Annotated in this window: 19 protein-coding genes; 5 read left to right on the top strand and 14 right to left on the bottom strand. The window is 43.5% G+C overall.

Features of this window, described 5'->3' with window-relative positions:
• Nucleotides 1-14: 14 nt before the first annotated feature.
• Nucleotides 15-2216: a polyribonucleotide nucleotidyltransferase gene (pnp, locus tag FOC72_RS00525; RefSeq protein WP_002893785.1), complete on the bottom strand. Its 2202-nt coding sequence runs from the start codon at nt 2214-2216 to the stop codon at nt 15-17.
• 489 nt (nt 2217-2705) lie between these two features.
• On the opposite strand from pnp, the gene FOC72_RS00520 reads away from it, so the two are divergent.
• Together FOC72_RS00520 and FOC72_RS00515 are read left to right on the top strand one after the other, a co-directional pair.
• Nucleotides 2706-4067, top strand: a complete 1362-nt coding sequence (locus FOC72_RS00520; protein ID WP_002893787.1) for an MFS transporter — start codon at nt 2706-2708, stop codon at nt 4065-4067.
• A gap of 75 nt (nt 4068-4142) precedes the next feature.
• On the top strand, nt 4143-4418 hold the full coding sequence (locus FOC72_RS00515) for a helix-turn-helix domain-containing protein (RefSeq protein WP_080557367.1): 276 nt from the start codon (nt 4143-4145) through the stop codon (nt 4416-4418).
• Between the two features lie 121 nt (nt 4419-4539).
• Here FOC72_RS00515 and FOC72_RS00510 read toward each other — a convergent pair whose 3' ends face one another.
• Entirely contained in the window at nt 4540-4986 is a 447-nt protein-coding gene (locus FOC72_RS00510; RefSeq protein WP_002893788.1) for a hypothetical protein, read from the bottom strand.
• A gap of 330 nt (nt 4987-5316) precedes the next feature.
• On the opposite strand from FOC72_RS00510, the gene pepF reads away from it, so the two are divergent.
• On the top strand, nt 5317-7113 hold the full coding sequence (gene pepF, locus FOC72_RS00505) for an oligoendopeptidase F (RefSeq protein WP_002893789.1): 1797 nt from the start codon (nt 5317-5319) through the stop codon (nt 7111-7113).
• 52 nt (nt 7114-7165) lie between these two features.
• Here pepF and FOC72_RS11505 read toward each other — a convergent pair whose 3' ends face one another.
• The 4 genes from FOC72_RS11505 to FOC72_RS00490 all read right to left on the bottom strand — a co-directional run bounded on the left by FOC72_RS11505 (nt 7166) and on the right by FOC72_RS00490 (nt 8890).
• Nucleotides 7166-7576: a hypothetical protein gene (locus FOC72_RS11505; protein ID WP_002893790.1), complete on the bottom strand. Its 411-nt coding sequence runs from the start codon at nt 7574-7576 to the stop codon at nt 7166-7168.
• Nucleotides 7577-7732: 156 nt separating this feature from the next.
• Nucleotides 7733-8047, bottom strand: a complete 315-nt coding sequence (gene trxA / locus FOC72_RS00500) for a thioredoxin (protein ID WP_002893791.1) — start codon at nt 8045-8047, stop codon at nt 7733-7735.
• Between the two features lie 18 nt (nt 8048-8065).
• Entirely contained in the window at nt 8066-8287 is a 222-nt protein-coding gene (locus FOC72_RS00495) for a DUF4649 family protein (RefSeq protein WP_002893793.1), read from the bottom strand.
• A 189-nt stretch (nt 8288-8476) separates the two neighbouring features.
• Entirely contained in the window at nt 8477-8890 is a 414-nt protein-coding gene (locus FOC72_RS00490; RefSeq protein ID WP_002893794.1) for a YjdF family protein, read from the bottom strand.
• Between the two features lie 287 nt (nt 8891-9177).
• Here FOC72_RS00490 and FOC72_RS00485 point away from each other — a divergent pair, with 287 nt between their 5' ends.
• A complete protein-coding gene (locus FOC72_RS00485; RefSeq protein ID WP_002893799.1) occupies nt 9178-10104 on the top strand; it encodes an alpha/beta hydrolase family protein in 927 nt (308 codons plus the stop codon).
• Nucleotides 10105-10659: 555 nt separating this feature from the next.
• Here FOC72_RS00485 and rpsO read toward each other — a convergent pair.
• The 3 genes from rpsO to FOC72_RS00470 all read right to left on the bottom strand — a co-directional run bounded on the left by rpsO (nt 10660) and on the right by FOC72_RS00470 (nt 13005).
• On the bottom strand, nt 10660-10929 hold the full coding sequence (gene rpsO / locus FOC72_RS00480) for a 30S ribosomal protein S15 (protein WP_004193424.1): 270 nt from the start codon (nt 10927-10929) through the stop codon (nt 10660-10662).
• Between the two features lie 166 nt (nt 10930-11095).
• Entirely contained in the window at nt 11096-11824 is a 729-nt protein-coding gene (locus tag FOC72_RS00475) for a pseudouridine synthase (protein ID WP_002893802.1), read from the bottom strand.
• A gap of 11 nt (nt 11825-11835) precedes the next feature.
• Nucleotides 11836-13005: an MFS transporter gene (locus tag FOC72_RS00470; RefSeq protein WP_002893804.1), complete on the bottom strand. Its 1170-nt coding sequence runs from the start codon at nt 13003-13005 to the stop codon at nt 11836-11838.
• A gap of 193 nt (nt 13006-13198) precedes the next feature.
• Between FOC72_RS00470 and def the strand changes: the two genes are divergently transcribed.
• Complete coding sequence (def, locus tag FOC72_RS00465; protein WP_002893806.1) at nt 13199-13831, top strand: peptide deformylase; 633 nt, start codon at nt 13199-13201, stop codon at nt 13829-13831.
• 61 nt (nt 13832-13892) lie between these two features.
• Here the strand turns inward: def and FOC72_RS00460 are convergent, their stop codons facing one another.
• The 5 genes from FOC72_RS00460 to FOC72_RS00440 form a co-directional block, all read right to left on the bottom strand.
• A complete protein-coding gene (locus FOC72_RS00460) occupies nt 13893-14123 on the bottom strand; it encodes a GlsB/YeaQ/YmgE family stress response membrane protein (RefSeq protein WP_002893807.1) in 231 nt (76 codons plus the stop codon).
• A gap of 94 nt (nt 14124-14217) precedes the next feature.
• Nucleotides 14218-15459, bottom strand: coding sequence for an aminopeptidase (locus tag FOC72_RS00455; protein WP_002893809.1), 1242 nt, complete (start codon nt 15457-15459; stop codon nt 14218-14220).
• Between the two features lie 21 nt (nt 15460-15480).
• Nucleotides 15481-15633 (bottom strand): hypothetical protein, encoded by a 153-nt coding sequence (locus FOC72_RS00450; RefSeq protein WP_002893811.1) that lies wholly within the window; start codon nt 15631-15633, stop codon nt 15481-15483.
• A gap of 87 nt (nt 15634-15720) precedes the next feature.
• Nucleotides 15721-15999: a type II toxin-antitoxin system YafQ family toxin gene (locus FOC72_RS00445; RefSeq protein WP_002893813.1), complete on the bottom strand. Its 279-nt coding sequence runs from the start codon at nt 15997-15999 to the stop codon at nt 15721-15723.
• Nucleotides 15992-16255, bottom strand: a complete 264-nt coding sequence (locus FOC72_RS00440) for a type II toxin-antitoxin system RelB/DinJ family antitoxin (protein WP_002893815.1) — start codon at nt 16253-16255, stop codon at nt 15992-15994. Before FOC72_RS00440 ends, FOC72_RS00445 begins: the two co-directional genes overlap by 8 nt.
• Between the last annotated feature and the right edge of the window lie 10 nt (nt 16256-16265).

Below are 16265 nucleotides of genomic sequence, written 5' to 3'. Positions count from 1 at the left end.
GGATAAGCGACCTCTTATTCTTCTGTTTTAGGGCTTTCTTGATGGTCCTTATGACCCTTGTGCTCCTTGCGCGGATGATGTCCCTTGTCATGATGGTGTTTTGGCTTATCAGACTTTGGCGGACGCGGCAGCAATACTTTCATGGAAGCATCTACCCGGCCTTTGGCATCAATCTTGATAACCTTGACATCCACTTCATCACCGATTTGTACGACATCTTCGACATTGTTGGTCCGAGTCCAAGCTAACTCCGAGATGTGAACGAGGGCATCCGTCTTATCAAAGAGGTTGACAAAGGCACCAAATTTCTCAATCCGAACAACCTTGGCATGATAAACTTCATCCACTTTTGCTTCGCGGACCAAGCCAGCAATGATTTCCTTAGCACGATTGATGGCATCTTGGTCGCTAGAGTAGATGGATACATTGCCCTCTTCATCAATGTCAATCTTAACACCGGTCTCAGCGATAATCTTGTCAATGGTTTCTCCACCTTTACCGATGACAATCTTAATCTTGTCCACATCAATCTTGATGGTGTCGATTTTCGGAGCGGTCGGAGCCAATTCAGGACGTGGAGCCGGAATCGTCGCTTCAATCAAGTCCAGAATTTCAAAGCGGGCTTTCTTAGCCTGAGCCAAAGCTTCTGTTAAGATCTCTGCTGTAATTCCTTCAATCTTGATATCCATCTGCAGGGCGGTAATCCCTTCGCGAGTACCAGCTACCTTAAAGTCCATATCACCAAAATGGTCTTCCAAACCTTGAATGTCCGTCAGAACCGTGTAGTTGCTGCCATCTGAAATCAAGCCCATGGCAATTCCGGCAACCGGCGCTTTAATCGGCACACCACCTGCCATCAGAGCCAAAGTCCCCGCACAAATAGAGGCCTGTGAGGAAGAACCGTTTGACTCCAAGACTTCTGCTACCAGACGGATAGCGTAAGGAAACTCTTCCAAGCTAGGCAAGACTTGCTCCAAGGCACGTTCCCCAAGAGCACCGTGTCCAATTTCACGACGGCCAGGAGCCCCATAACGGCCTGTCTCACCGACAGAGTATTGCGGGAAATTATAGTGGTGCATGAAGCGTTTCTTGTATTCTGGATCCAAACCGTCAACAATTTGCGTTTCGCCCATTGGTGCCAGAGTCAGAACAGACAAGGCTTGGGTTTGTCCGCGAGTAAAGAGACCTGAACCATGCACGCGCGGCAGGTAATCCACTTCCGCATCTAGCGGACGGATTTCATCAACCTTACGGCCGTCAGGACGGACCTTATCTTCGGTAATCAAACGACGCACTTCCGCATGCTCCATTTGTTCCAAGATTTCAGCCACATCACGCATGATACGGTCGAATTCTTCATGGTCCGCGTATTTCTCTTCATAAACTGCTGTGACTTGGTCTTTGACAGCCTGAGTTGCGGCTTCACGCGCCAGCTTTTCTTCTACCTGAACAGCTTTTTGCAAATCGCTGTTATATGCTGCGACAATCTCTGCCTGCAACTCTTCATCAACATGTAGCAATTCTACTTCTGCTTTTTCCTTGCCGACTGCCACAACGATTTCTTCTTGGAAGGCAATCAATTCTTTGACCGCTTCGTGACCTTTGAGAAGAGCTTCCAGCATGATATCTTCAGATAGTTCCTTGGCTCCAGACTCCACCATGTTGATAGCCTCTTTGGTACCAGCCACTGTCAGTTCCAAAAGTGAGATTTCTTTTTGTTCCTTGCTAGGATTGATGATAAATTCACCATCTACATAGCCAACCTGAACTCCTGCGATAGGGCCATTAAAAGGAATATCTGAGATAGAAAGAGCCAGAGAGCTACCGAACATAGCAGCCATTTGAGGCGAAGCATCTTCGTCATAAGAAAGAACAGTATTGATAACCTGAACTTCATTGCGGAAACCTTCCTCAAACATAGGGCGAATCGGGCGGTCAATCAAGCGGGCAGTCAAAGTCGCATCAGTTGACGGACGGCCTTCGCGCTTGTTAAAGCCACCAGGATATTTCCCAGCCGCATACATTTTTTCCTCATAGTTGACCTGCAATGGGAAAAAGTCACCAGTAGCCATCTTTTTGGACATGGTTGCCGCGGTTAAAATGGTACTTTCTCCATATCGAACAACGGCGCTGCCATTTGCCTGCTTTGCAACCTGACCGGTTTCAACTACCAGTTCACGACCTGCAAAAACGGTTTTAAAAACTTGTTTTGTCATAAAGACTCCTTGCCGAGCACATGCTCAAATTTTTTCATACGCCTTGGCTACAAAGATCAAGATATTAAGCCCTTAAGCAACCCCAAGGAAACTTATCTTTTTCCAAAGGAATGAGACCTGAGCTCAATTCAGAAAAGCGCAAAGAAATTAGAACCCATGGACTTAAGATACCAAGAGGCTCTTCGATTTAGCTTTGATTTCATGGTCTTAGTAGCTTATTATATCCTCATCTTTGTATCAAGCACGTACAGACCTTATTTTACCACAATTTCAAGCAAAAGAAAAAGGCTGAAAATGGCTTTTTTCTATAAAAGTACTGAAAATCTATTTTTCTTTTCTATAGCTGATTATAGCTTGCTGGCTGAGTTCGTTTTTCCCTTTCGATTCGTAAAATAAGATGGCGGTATAGCCACTATTCACTTTTCAAAGAGGATTTCTTGCTTTATAATAAAGACAGTGACTCATTTCAAACATGTAAAGGAGACAATCGTGCCAAATCATCAAACAGTTGAAAAGAAAGATTTTTTCTCGCTCCTTGCGACAGCCTTAGTCTGCTTTGCAGGCATCTTATCTGAAACCAGTATGAATGTAACCTTCCCGCACCTAAGCAAGGTCTTTGGGTTAGGATTAGGAACGCTGCAATGGATTACAACAGGGTATTTACTAGCAGTGGCCATCACGATTACTTTAGGAGCGACCTTAGCCCACAATTGGAAAGAGCGAACAATCCTCTTTACCGCTTTGGCCAACTTTTGCTTGGGCACACTGATTGCCATGTTGGCTTCAAGCTTTCCAATCTTGATGATAGGGAGAATTCTGCAAGGAGGAGCTACTGGATTAGCCATTCCTTTGCTCTTTAACTTGATTGTTGAGCGTATTCCTAAGCAAAAAATCGGAACCTACATGGGCTTGTCTGGGATGGTGGTCAGCCTAGCACCAGCAATTGGTCCGACTTACGGTGGTTTTATGATTAGTCGTTTTGACTGGCATATGATTTATACCTTTATTCTTCCTGTCCCAATCATTTCCTTTATTCTTGGCTTTTTCTTTTTAAGAAATTCCGAGAAGTCTAGGAAACGCGCCTTTGATCTTCTCTCATTTATCTTCTTAGCAAGCTCACTCGTCTTTGCTATTGTAGCCATCTCTAGCTTAGAAGAAGGACATATCGATTGGCTCTATCTTGTTCTCTGCCTACTTCCACTAGCTTGCTTTATCTATCGGAGCTTGAAAATTGATCATCCCTTCTTAGATATTCGTATCTTAAAGCAACCAACGGTCTTATTGGCTATTTTACCCTTCTTTATTTTTCAATTTATAAACCTATCGGCTAATTTTCTGATTCCCAACTTCTTGGTCATAGAAAAAGAAATTTCAACCGCTCAGGCAGGCTTTGCATTACTTCCAGGAACCATGCTCGGAGCCTTCCTCTCTCCTGTCTTTGGTAAACTCTATGATAAAAAAGGCCCGAAACCAACCCTTTTTACAGGAAATTCTCTTCTTTTCCTGGCTGTACTCTTGCTCCTTATCTTTACAAAAGAACTCACCTTAACAGCTGTTATTACGATTTATATTTGCTTTACCTTGGGACGAAACATGGCCTTCAATAACACACTTGCTCTAGCCACGACTCAAGTTGATAAAGGAAAGACTGCAGATACGACTGCGCTGTTTCAGCTGGCCCAGACCTTTGCGGGTGCTATAGGTACCGCAGTAACGGCCGTCATCGCTAATCAAGCTCCCAATATGACAAAAGGAACTCAAAACGTCTTCACCCTGCTATTAGGCCTGGTTATCTTCGTATTCTTGTCTTATCTACTGCTTTTTAAAACGATTGCAGCAAAGAAACTTTGACTTTTATCCTCGACCTGATAAACATCTAAAATTTTCGGCTTATCCTTCTCTCCCAATTAGAAATAGTGGGAATATATTAAAAAAGCTCATCTAGATGCAAGACATACTCAATTAGAAGTTGCTGAAAAACTAGGTGTCGCTCAAGCCCAGTATGCTAGGTGGGAGGATGGAGGAAGAAACCCAAAAGATGAAACAGTAGAAAAGCTAGCTGAAATTTTTGGCACATCTTTTGAAATTTTAAAGGGGCGCGATGACGGATTGGAAGAAATTGTTAGTTTATTGAGGGAATATGGACTGACAAAAGAAGAAAAAAATAGATGGTGTGATTCGGAAATATTGAAGAACTTTTAAAAATTTCAAAAATATTATTTTTTTTGTAAAAGTGATTTGGGAGAACCCCTTTTACAAAATCAAACAAGCCCATAAGAATAATCTTATGAGCTTATCTTAGAAATAACTGTGTTATTCATTCTTAAAGTGTAACATATACCATATAAGCATTACCAGCGATACTTTGCAATAAATCTTTGCCATTCACGGAAGTATATGTGTCCGGCTCTATTTTAATGCGCTCTACATTACAGAGTGCGAACCAGTGCATGTTTTCCGGCTCTTTTTCCCAGATTGACGGCACGGTATAGCCATTGGGGATTGTTTTTTTTGTTCCTTTGCTTGTATCTTCTACATCTGCAATTATTGCATAACTACCGTCTTTTACAGTAAGAATGATTTTTTTAATCATGTGTCTATATTCTTTTCTTGGTCCTCTTTCCATGGTTAAAAGGACTTTCCCATCGTGTTCCTTGGCGTGAAGAGCATAAATATTTATTCCTTCTCTAGCGCTAAGTTCCCCATCAAATCTCTCACCAAATTTGTAGACAAGTCCCAATCCATTTTCATATTGTTCTATATTTAACATGATAGAACCTCCTATAGTTTATTCTAGTTCCAATCACTTAATATTTAGAGGAAATCTAGTTGCAATTAGTCTACCATGTTTTTGCGCTTCTGTCAATAGATTTTAAAAAAATTTTTCTGAGCGATTGCTGACAAGCTAAGAAAAATAAAGACTAGGCATTTTTGGTAGATTTATGGTAGCTAAACAGACAAATTGTTTTATTATTCTCACAGTGAACATAAAAAAATGTTGATTTATCAGCTTTCTTTTTCATTTCAAATCAATTCTCGGAAAGACATTTTGGGGGATTTTTTGCTATACTATTTCTATATACGACAAAAGGAGTAGACTATGGAACAAAAACATCGTTCTGAATTTCCGGAAAATGAACTCTGGGACCTAACGGCCCTTTACCAAGACCAAGAGGACTTCCTGCGGGCCATCGAAAAGGCCAGAGAAGACATCCAGAAATTCGTCCGTGATTACCAAGGCAAGCTCAGCACTTTCGAAGATTTTGAACGGGCATTTGCTGAGTTAGAGCAGATTTATATCCAAATCAGCCACATCGGTAACTACGGTTTTATGCCACAGACCACTGACTTTGGTGATGAGAGCTTTGCGCAGATTGCCCAAGCAGCTATGGAGTTTGAGACCGAGGCCAATGTCGCACTCAGCTTCTTTGACGACGCCCTAGTCGGCGCAGACGAGGCTGTCTTAGAAAAACTAGGTCAAGAGCCCCATTTGACCTCAGCCATTCGCCAAGCTAAAATCAAAAAAGCTCACTATCTGGGAGCGGATGTCGAAAAAGCCTTGACCAATCTAGGTGAAGTCTTTTACAGTCCACAGGATATCTACACCAAGATGCGGGCCGGCGACTTTGCTATGGCTGACTTTGAAGTAGAAGGAAAAGTTTACAAAAACAGCTTTGTCACCTACGAGAATTTCTACCAAAACCATGAAAATGCAGAAATCCGCGAAAAAGCTTTCCGCTCTTTCTCTGAAGGCCTTCGTCAGCATCAAAACTCTGCTGCTGCTGCCTATCTGGCTCAGGTCAAATCTGAAAAACTACTGGCTGACATGAAGGGTTATGACTCTGTCTTTGACTACTTACTAGCAGAGCAAGAAGTTGATCGCTCTATGTTTGACCGTCAGATTGACTTGATTATGAGCGAATTTGCCCCAGTAGCTCAGAAATACCTCAAGCATGTTGCTAAGGTAAACGGACTTGAAAAAATGACCTTTGCTGACTGGAAGCTGGACTTGGACAGCGAGCTTAATCCTGAAGTCAGCATTGATGATGCCTATGACCTGGTCATGAAGTCAGTCGAGCCACTTGGACAAGAATACTGCCAAGAAGTTGCCCGCTACAAGGAAGAACGCTGGGTTGACTTTGCGGCCAATGCCGGGAAAGACTCTGGAGGCTATGCTGCAGATCCTTATCGGATCCACCCTTACGTCCTCATGAGCTGGACCGGTCGCATGAGCGATGTCTATACTCTGATTCACGAGATCGGTCACTCCGGTCAGTTTATCTTCTCAGACAATCACCAAAGCTATTTCAACGCCCACATGTCCACCTACTATGTGGAAGCACCATCTACCTTTAATGAGCTCCTGCTCAGTGATTACCTGGAGCGCCAGTTTGATAACCCTCGCCAGAAACGCTTTGCACTGGCTCACCGTCTGACGGATACCTACTTCCACAACTTCATCACTCACTTGCTGGAAGCTGCCTTCCAACGCAAGGTCTATACTTTGATTGAAGAAGGCGGAACCTTCGGTGCAAGCAAACTCAACGCTATCATGAAAGAAGTCTTGACAGAATTCTGGGGCGATGCCGTTGAGATTGACGACGATGCTGCCTTGACTTGGATGCGCCAAGCTCACTACTACATGGGGCTTTACAGCTATACTTACTCCGCAGGCTTGGTCATTTCTACCGCCGGCTACCTACATCTGAAAAATGACGAAAACGGTGCCCGTGACTGGCTGGAGCTACTCAAATCTGGCGGCAGCAAGACTCCGCTTGAATCAGCTATGATTATCGGAGCAGATATTTCGACGGATAAACCACTCCGCGACACGATTCAGTTCTTGTCAGATACAGTTGATCAGATTATTGCCTACAGCGAGGAGTTGGGGGAATAAAGAATAGACAAAATCAGCTTGAAGCAAATCTTCAAGCTGATTTTTAAATAGTTTAATAAAAATAAAGCGATCCAAAAAAGCGGAGATAAAGTAAAATATAGGCACTAAAACAAGCGATAAATATAAGCCATCTTGTCCAGTACTGTGACTTAGTATAACTCTTCATTCGCAACAGCCCGATGAAAAACCAGATCAAACTCCAAAACACGAGGCCTAATATCTGAGGGGCAAAATACGAAATTAAAAGCAAAACAGGAATCAACAAGGCTAATACTAGTATGATTCTTTTTTGCGTGATCTGCTCTCTAGGAATCATCCACCCCACAAAGAAACACAAAACTGCTGGAGCAACAAATGGTGTAAAAATCATAAAAACAAATAAAAGATGTTTTAGCAACTCAATCATAAACATTACTTCATTCCCATCATGTTTTAAATAACCCGGCTCCCTAACGGGACCCATTGGAAAAAATACTTCTACTTATTATACCTTAAAAAGTGAATTTTCAAACAAAAATTTTAAATTGACTTCTTATTGTTACAATCGCAATAAAAAAGACCACTCTATAACCAGAGCAGCCTCAATTTTAAATAGGTCTAATTTAATCTTCCACTCACCTTATCCCAATTCTGCCACAATCGCTTTAATCTGCTGGGCTGTATGGACACCCGCTAACTGCTTAACGACCTGACCGTCTTTTTTAAAGAGCAAGGTCGGGATAGACATGATGCCAAAGGCGCTTGCTGTAGCTGGATTTTCATCGACATCCATCTTGACAATCTTGAGCTCATCTTCGGAAAGTTCCTCTGAGAGCTTGTCAAGGATTGGCCCTTGCATCCGACAAGGTCCGCACCAAGTCGCCCAAAAATCAATCAGCACCAATCCGTCTTTCGTTTCTAGCTCAAATGTTGCATCTGTGATTGCTTTTACCATTATTTTTCTCCTTTATTCTTAGCCAAACTTTGTCAAATCCTGCTTCATCAGGAAAAAGAAGACATCACCGTAAGTACCCTGGTAGTTCAAATCATGGCCTTTATAAGTCAATTTTTTAACTGAGTAATAATCTGCCACACCAATTAAGCAGGCCTGCTGAGACTGCTCAAACTCCTGATAAGACTCAAAAGTCATCTTGCGCTCCTGCTTTACAGCATCCAAATATGTGATTTCAATCATAACTTCTCCTTTTCAAAACTACGCTTGTAATTTTTATTTTATGATTATATTGTAATTGGTTTGGTTACATCTGTCAAATAAAACGACTTGGAGAAATCAATTCACTTTTTTAAGCCACTCACCGATTTCCTGACAAACAAAAAAGCCTCCCATCGGAAGACTTTCCCATATAAATAAGAAAAACCAAGCTCAATGCCCCTTGTGCTTTTCCAATCGTTTTTGCTGTTTGAGTTCGAATTTCCTTTGCTTAGTCAGTTCTTTCTGCTGCTTGCGCTTGACTCGAGCGATTTTCTTTTGCTCTTCAAATTGCAGCTTCAGCGCTTCCTGAGACTTTGAAGAACGTGAAGCCATCTGCTCTTTTTTAACCTGTCTCTGCAGGCGTTTAGGACTGACCGACTTAGTCTTCTCCTTCACTCTGATGCTAGGACTAAACTGCAACCGATGATAATAATGGTTTAGAAAATCCAACAATTCCTGCGTGCTAGGCTCTGCACCAAAGGTGAATCGGCAAACTCTATAAGATTGAGCATGTTCCTGCTTGAAAAGACCGTGCCAAAATCCCTCTTCAAAATAAACTGTCAGCGTCATTGAAATCTTATCCATGACAGCACCTCCTTTAAAAATCCCTAAGAATGGACAACCAAGGAGGAAGGTTACTGACAAAAAATGGTTTTTTGCGTCTGGACTACCAACCAGAACTGTGTTTTTATCTTAGTAGCTACAGTCTAGCAAGATTTTCTAAAAAATTCAAGGTTATCGAAATCTCGCTTAGATAAGTGAATTGGATTTTCTTGTATGAAAGGTAGAAAAATCAAAAAACAAGAAAGCTCTCTTCTTGTAAAATACATTCATTTCCGCTATAATACTACAAATACTGAAAGGAGAGAACTATGAAGTATATTTGGGCTTTCTTAGCAGCCTTGAGCTTGACAGGACTGGCTCTGTTCTTCTGGCACTCCCAGACCAAACCAAATCCTACCCCTCCTAAGCCAGAAACCACACAGACAGCTTCTAGCGAGAAGAGCGACAAGCAACCGACTCCGACAGAAGACATCGTATCTGAAGAGTACAGTGTTTCATACGACAACAAGCAGCTTTACGGAAAGATTACTGCTCCTTCTGACTACAAGAGAAAAAAATTGCCGACTATTGTTATCGCACATGGATTTAACAATGCCCTTGAGCAATATGAAATGTACAGCCAGCTGTTGGCAAAGCAAGGTTATCTGGTTTACAGCTTTGATTTCTACGGCGGCAGCCGCCAATCGAAAAGCGGTGGACAGGATATGCTGAATATGTCGGTCAAGACCGAACTGACAGATTTGACCCAAGTCATGGAAAAGCTGAGTTCCGAGACCTTTGTAGATAAGAGCAAAATGAGCTTATTTGGTGCTAGCCAAGGCGGTGTCGTTTCTAGTCTCTATGCTGCTGCTTATCCGGACCGCGTGCACAAACTCATGCTCATCTTTCCAGCTTTCGTTCTTTTTGACGATGCCAAAGAGACTTATCATGAGCTAGGGAGCCCTGACTTCGATCAACTTCCAGACAGCCTGACACACCACAATACTACTCTGGGTAAGGTTTATCTAATCGATGCCTTAAACATTGACATCCAAGCAGAGCAGGCCAAAATCACGGCTCCGACCCTCATTATCCACGGCACTGATGATGCAGTCGTGCCCTACCAGTATGCGGTCGAAGCGAGTCAGATTATTCCAAATGCAAAGCTGGTCACTGTAGAAGGTGGGGAACATCACATTGACGAAAGATTTGCTATCACTGCCGCTCCTGCAATCCAAAAATTCTTGAAAGAGTAAATTTGCTGATAGAAAAAGTTCTTCTAAAATAATAGAAGGGCTTTTTTGGACCACAAAAAGAGTCTGACTGAGTTAGAAGCAAGACTAAGGAAAAGCCTTCTGAATCCAGAGGAGGTGATTTGTACTCGGACTAAGATCCTAGTGAAAACAAAAAAATCTCCCCGAAGGGAGATCATTCTGGTTTATTTTACCTTAGAGTGCTAGGAACCGTAACCGAAGATAATACTTGAGTATATCGAGGTAAGGTGACAAGGCAATGTAAGTGGAAAATAAAGCAGATTAACGACGAAGTCCTAAAAAGTTGACAAAACAAAAAAGCCCCCTGAAGTCAGAGAGCTATTTTGATCTCGGGCTAAAATCCTAGTGAAAAAGATGAAACTCCTTGTGTTCATTGAACACAGTGTCGTTTCCCTATTTTCATACGGATTTTCGACGCCCTTAGCATCATGATTCTTGCTGGATAAAACGTTTATAAACTAGGCGACGAGGCGAAGATTGTACTAATGGTACATCAAGGCGAAGTCAACGAAGTATAGAAACGTTTTAGACGCAAGATTAGCGACGAAGTCCAAGAGAGTTGATCAACTCACGGTAACGGTTAACGTCGTTCTTACGAAGGTAAGCCAAGAGGTTACGACGGCGACCGATTTTCTTCATCAAGCCACGGTAAGTAGCGTGGTCTTTTTTGTGTTGTTTGATGTGGTCGTTGAGGTGGTTGATTTCCCAAGTAAGGACAGCAACTTGTACCTCTACTGAACCAGTGTCACCTTCGTGACGTGCGTATTGTGCAATGATTTCATTTTTTTTCTCTTTTGAGATTGCCATGATATACTCCTTTTCTTTACGCTTCATCCGAGTGGCAGGTTTGGCATGGCCTGCAACCAAGAAGAAGTTATTTGTCTTTACGACATACTTATTCTACCAAGAAGGACTACCTTTGTCAAATGATTCTGTTTCAACCCTTTTTTATGAGGAATTTAGGCTTTTTCATTTACAATTCTACCCCAAAGATTTCTAAAGAAAGCATTTCTTCCTCGGTCAATCTCCGCCATTCTCCAAGAGCCACTGCAGGATCCAACTGTAGGGGCCCCATCGTGAGGCGCTGAAGATCCGTGACTTCTTTTCCGCAGGCAGCCACCATGCGCTTGACCTGATGGAACTTGCCTTCAGCTAGGGTAATTTCTACGAGAGAAGTCTCTTTTGCCTCATCCAGCTCTAAAACCTTGAGCTGAGCTGGCTGACAGGTGAAGTCTTTCAGTTCTATTCCTGCAGCAAAGCGATCTACATCTGCTTGCTTCATCAGGCCAGCCACTTGAGCTCGGTAGATTTTTTCGACGTGCTTTTTAGGTGACAGCATGGCATGGGCCAGCTTGCCATTATTGGTCAGAAGGAGCAGGCCGTGGGTATCAATATCCAAACGGCCGACAGGAAAGACTTCTTTCTGACGGGCAGTCTCGTCCAGCAAGTCCAGAACCGTCTTATGACGGTCATCCTCTGTCGCCGAAATGACTCCCTGCGGCTTGTTGAGAAGGTAGTAGACGAATTTTTCATAGGTCAGCCTTTGGCCAGAAACAATAATCTCATCTGCTGTCTCATCAATCTGGGTCTTAGGTGATTTCTCTACTCTGCCATTGACCAAAACCAGGCCTTTCTTTAGGAGCTGCTTGACCTGAGCGCGTGAGCCCAGACCATTTTCTGCTAAAAATTTATCCAGACGCATCGTATAACCTCCTAGCTTTTTGAAGCCATTCCGTTCTTTTCTTTGTTAAATCTTAGAACAAAGAGCGAGGTCAGAATCATAGCCAGTCCCAAAATGCTGAAGATAAAGACTGGGGCGTTAGAGAATCTCCCAATGAAGCTGAGGACAAAAGTAGTGGCCGTTGCTCCGATACTGCAGCCTAAAATCACGATAGAAGTGGCTTGATTGAGTAGGTGGGCGGAAATGCGCTCGGATAGGGTGTAAAAAATGGTCGTCAGACCGACACTATAGACAAAGCCGGCGCTAATAGTAGCAAAGCTGAGTGACAAGAGATTTGGTGAGAAGCCAATAATAATCTGAGTCAGGCCAAAAACCAGACCAGAAAGCATCAGCAGTTTATCTCTAAAAAGACGGGTCAAACTAGCAAAGCTGATACCCGCTGCAATCCCAATCAACTGCATCAAGGAAAGAATCACACCTGCAGTCTGGGCCGTCCCCATGCCGGACTTCTCTACAATCCCCGGCACGCGTAGATTGATGGCAATATAAGTCAGCACAATGACCCCCGCCACAAAGGCAAAAGCTAGACTCAGCTGCCAATCCTGCCGGCTTAGCTTGGGAGTCAATTCAGACTGCTCGTGCTGCTTTTCAGAGATCTTGTCATAAGGGACAAAAAGCAGATAAAGCGCTAAAACCACTAGTCCGAAGGTATAGACGAGAAAGGCAGCCTGCCAGCCGAGAGGAAGAAGCCGACTGACTCCAAAAGTCAAGAGGGCTGTCCCGACTACTTCTGCTGATCCCCTCAGTCCTAAAAGCCGGACGCGTTCCTGTCCCTTATAGCGCTCGCTCACAATCGAAATCGCCTTGGCATTGAGCAGACCGATTCCCATCCCAAAGACAAGCCGAGAGGCAAACATAAGCCAGTAAGACTGATTAAGAAGAGGAAGAAGGCCGCAGAGCGAAAAGATCAGAAGGCCGCTCACTATCATCTGACGCTCTGTCAGGTATTTTTCAATGACCCTATTAAACAGCAACATGAGCATAATCCCAGCCGAAGGCAAAGAAACCAGAAGTTCTACCCAACTTTCTGGAATCCCTTTATAAAAAGCAAACATGGCCGACTGGGCACTGGAAATCGAGAAAGCCGTCGTCAGAATCAAAGAAAGTGAGAGGATGCTCACCTTTTCCATCAATTTTTTCATTCTATTTTCCTTTAAAATTCACACTACCTCTATCATACAGTTTTTTGGGTCAAGACGCAATTTCTTTGTCAGGAATATTATGGGTCGCTGTCGCTCCATTCAAAATCAGGCACCGCCAGCCAGTCAAAACCGCTCCCGCCTTTATTTCTTGCAGGTTTTATGTTATGATGAAGGGTAGAAAAAGGAGAGAATCATGTCTGTGAGTGAAAAAACATCTGTTATTGAACGATTAACCAAACCAGCCCATTTAATTGATATGAAGGACATTATCCGCGAGGGCAATCCGACCCTGCGCGCTATCGCTGAGGAAGTCAGCTTCCCTCTATCAGACCAGGAAATCATTCTGGGCGAGAAGATGATGCAATTTCTCAAGCATTCCCAGGATCCAATCATGGCAGAAAAAATGGGGCTTCGCGGCGGTGTTGGTCTAGCTGCTCCCCAGCTGGATATTTCCAAACGGCTCATCGCTGTTTTAGTTCCCAACCCTGAGGACGAAGAGGGCAGTCCGCCTAAGGAAGCTTATAGCCTGCAAACGCTGATGTACAATCCTAAAATTGTAGCCCATTCCGTTCAGGATGCAGCTTTAGCTGATGGTGAAGGCTGCCTGTCAGTCGATCGAGAAGTACCTGGCTACGTGGTTCGGCATGCGCGAGTCACCGTGGATTACTTTGACAAGGACGGTCAAAAGCATCGTATCAAACTCAAGGGTTATAATGCCATTGTCGTTCAGCATGAAATCGACCATATTAACGGCATCATGTTTTACGACCGCATCAATGAAAAAGACCCATTTGCAGTTAAAGACGGCATGTTGGTGATTGAGTAAATAACTTATATATCATTATCAAAAATACCTAGATAGAAACTATCTAGGTATTTTTTCTATTCTAACTATCCCGTCTCCAGAAAATAGCCAAGAGGATAACTGCTCCTAGCACTGATGGAACAATAGCTGTATCAGCAAGCATTGGCCCCCAATGGCCAAAGAGAAATTGACCTATCAAGGAACCAAACCAACCCAAGAGGATCTTTCCGATACAGCCCATGCGCTCCCCACGGCTGGTAATAGCCCCGGCGATAAGGCCGATGATAAAACCGACAAACATACTACCAATCATATATTCCCCTTCTTTCTATATTTCTAGCAAGGCTTCTCAAGAAGCAAGTGGAAGCTGTCATTATGGAATGAGCCATTTAGGGCAGCTCAAAATCTTAGATTGCCCAGTCCCCATTGCGGAAGATGGCTACTCGGCTACCATCTTCACGAATACCATCGACATTCATCTGGTTAGACCCAATCATAAAGTCCACATGGACATCCGAGCGGTTGAGGCCTGCTGCTTCTAGCTCTTTTTCAGAGAAATTCTCTCCGCCAACTACACTGGTCGCATAAGCTGCACCGATAGCCAAGTGATTAGAAGCATTTTCATCAAAAAGTGTATTGAAGAAGGTGATACCTGACTGAGAAATCGGACTTGGATCTGGTACCAAGGCACATTCACCTAAAGCACGCGCACCAGCATTTTCAAAGACAAGATCCTTCATAACCTGGTCGCCCTTTTCAGCAGTAATGTCCACAATCTGGCCATCCTTAAAGGTCACCTTGATGCCCTCAATGATGTTGCCATTGTAGCTGAGGGGCTTAGTGCTGGTCACATAGCCATCAGCCCGTCGGAAGTCCGGTGCTGTAAAGACCTCCTCAGTCGGCATGTTGGCAATGAAATACTCGCCCTGAGCATTTAGACTACCAGCTGACTCCCAGTGGTGGTTCTTGGGTAAGCCCAATGTCAAGTCAGTTCCCGGCGCTGTATAGTGCAGAGCAGTGAATTGCTCCTCATTTAAAACCTTAGCTTTTGAACTGAGTTTTTCTTCATGGGCCTTCCAAGCGGCTACTGGATCATCCTCATAGACACGGCAGGTTTTGAAAATCTGATCCCAAAGCAAGTCTACCGCTTCCTCATCACTGGCTGCGTTTGGAAAGACCTTCTTAGCCCACTCTGTACCGGCTGCTGCAGCGACTGTCCAGCTGACTTTATTGGATTGGGTTGCGATCCGCATCGGCTTCATGGCTATGCCCATAGCCTTAGCAGAAGCTGATAATTTCTCAGCATCCACGCCATTCAAAGCCCCCGGATCAGATGAACGAACGCCCAAGCGGCTGGCTTTCTTTTCGAGGAGATAGTTCATCTCAGCCACCTTATAGTCTGGAACATTGTCCAAGCGCTCCATCGGCGCATGGAGGAATTTCTCCCGCGTAGTCAAATCATCCGCCCACTGGACGATGACCTCGTGAGCACCCAGAGCATAGGCCTCCTTGACAATCAAGTGAGCCAGCTCACGCTGCTCCACATCAATATTGAGCGCCACCGTGTGACCCGGCTGCACATTAATACCATTGGCAACCAATAGTTTAGCGTATTTTTCTAAGTTTTCTTTAAAATTTGGCAGAACCATGCTGCTTCTCCTTTTCTTTTGTTATTTCTCTTTAAACAGGGACAGCAGGCTAACCGCTGCCACCGTACCGCAAATCAAAGCGGTCATTTTCAAAATCGTATCTGGGTCAAGATCCAGCTGGTAATCAAACACCTTTTGCGCAGGCTTATCTTCGGCATTTATTCTAAGTTTCATGAGAGAGTCCTTTCTAAATCATAATTCTAAGGTATAAACTCCTACTTGTACTGGCGTCTTCAGAATCCTCAATTATCTTTTAATAGATTAAAATAAATCACTATGACTGCCTGTCCTAAGTAAGTTTAAAATCAATTCTTCCTTATCCACTTTATAAACCAGGATCCAATCTGGCTGTATATGGCATTCACGCACTCCTTTAAAGTGCTTGGATGCTGTCAGTTGATGATCTCGATATTTAGCAGGAAGTTCTTTTTCTTGAATCAAAAACTCCAAGACTTCTTCTAACAATTCTGCCTTAAGTCCACGCTTCATAGCCAACTTAAAATCTTTTTTAAACTGTTTATGATAACGAATCTTAAGCACGCAAATCCTCCATCAAGTCTGAGACACTCCCAAAAGACTGACTCATATTCCGATTTTGATCTAAATCTGCCAATACTTCCACTAGCTTCCGACTCTCATCCAGTCTAACATCAAAGGGCAGCCCTTGGTACTGAATAGCCTGACGAAGAAAAATATTGATAGCCGTTGTCATATCCATTCCCAAGCTGTTGAAAACCTGTTGAGCCTGCTCCTTGACCTCACTGTCCAAGCGTATACTCATACTAGTCTTTGACATACTCTCACCT

The organism is Streptococcus sanguinis (genome assembly GCF_013343115.1).
GTDB lineage: Bacteria > Bacillota > Bacilli > Lactobacillales > Streptococcaceae > Streptococcus > Streptococcus sanguinis_H.
The sequence above is the reverse complement of the archived record's forward strand: the minus strand, read 5'-3'. Positions and strand labels throughout refer to the sequence as shown.

Excerpts from the sequence above, each read along its gene's own strand:
- rpsO (WP_004193424.1), bottom strand. The coding sequence starts at position 10,929 with ATGGCAATCTCAAAAGAGAAAAAAAATGAAATCATTGCACAATACGCA.
- FOC72_RS00440 (WP_002893815.1), bottom strand. The coding sequence starts at position 16,255 with ATGTCAAAGACTAGTATGAGTATACGCTTGGACAGTGAGGTCAAGGAG.
- FOC72_RS00495 (WP_002893793.1), bottom strand. The coding sequence starts at position 8,287 with ATGATTGAAATCACATATTTGGATGCTGTAAAGCAGGAGCGCAAGATG.
- FOC72_RS00475 (WP_002893802.1), bottom strand. The coding sequence starts at position 11,824 with ATGCGTCTGGATAAATTTTTAGCAGAAAATGGTCTGGGCTCACGCGCT.
- FOC72_RS00490 (WP_002893794.1), bottom strand. The coding sequence starts at position 8,890 with ATGGATAAGATTTCAATGACGCTGACAGTTTATTTTGAAGAGGGATTT.
- pepF (WP_002893789.1), top strand. The coding sequence starts at position 5,317 with ATGGAACAAAAACATCGTTCTGAATTTCCGGAAAATGAACTCTGGGAC.
- def (WP_002893806.1), top strand. The coding sequence starts at position 13,199 with ATGTCTGTGAGTGAAAAAACATCTGTTATTGAACGATTAACCAAACCA.
- FOC72_RS00470 (WP_002893804.1), bottom strand. The coding sequence starts at position 13,005 with ATGAAAAAATTGATGGAAAAGGTGAGCATCCTCTCACTTTCTTTGATT.
- FOC72_RS11505 (WP_002893790.1), bottom strand. The coding sequence starts at position 7,576 with ATGGGTCCCGTTAGGGAGCCGGGTTATTTAAAACATGATGGGAATGAA.
- FOC72_RS00485 (WP_002893799.1), top strand. The coding sequence starts at position 9,178 with ATGAAGTATATTTGGGCTTTCTTAGCAGCCTTGAGCTTGACAGGACTG.
- FOC72_RS00450 (WP_002893811.1), bottom strand. The coding sequence starts at position 15,633 with ATGAAACTTAGAATAAATGCCGAAGATAAGCCTGCGCAAAAGGTGTTT.
- trxA (WP_002893791.1), bottom strand. The coding sequence starts at position 8,047 with ATGGTAAAAGCAATCACAGATGCAACATTTGAGCTAGAAACGAAAGAC.
- FOC72_RS00455 (WP_002893809.1), bottom strand. The coding sequence starts at position 15,459 with ATGGTTCTGCCAAATTTTAAAGAAAACTTAGAAAAATACGCTAAACTA.
- pnp (WP_002893785.1), bottom strand. The coding sequence starts at position 2,216 with ATGACAAAACAAGTTTTTAAAACCGTTTTTGCAGGTCGTGAACTGGTA.
- FOC72_RS00460 (WP_002893807.1), bottom strand. The coding sequence starts at position 14,123 with ATGATTGGTAGTATGTTTGTCGGTTTTATCATCGGCCTTATCGCCGGG.
- FOC72_RS00510 (WP_002893788.1), bottom strand. The coding sequence starts at position 4,986 with ATGTTAAATATAGAACAATATGAAAATGGATTGGGACTTGTCTACAAA.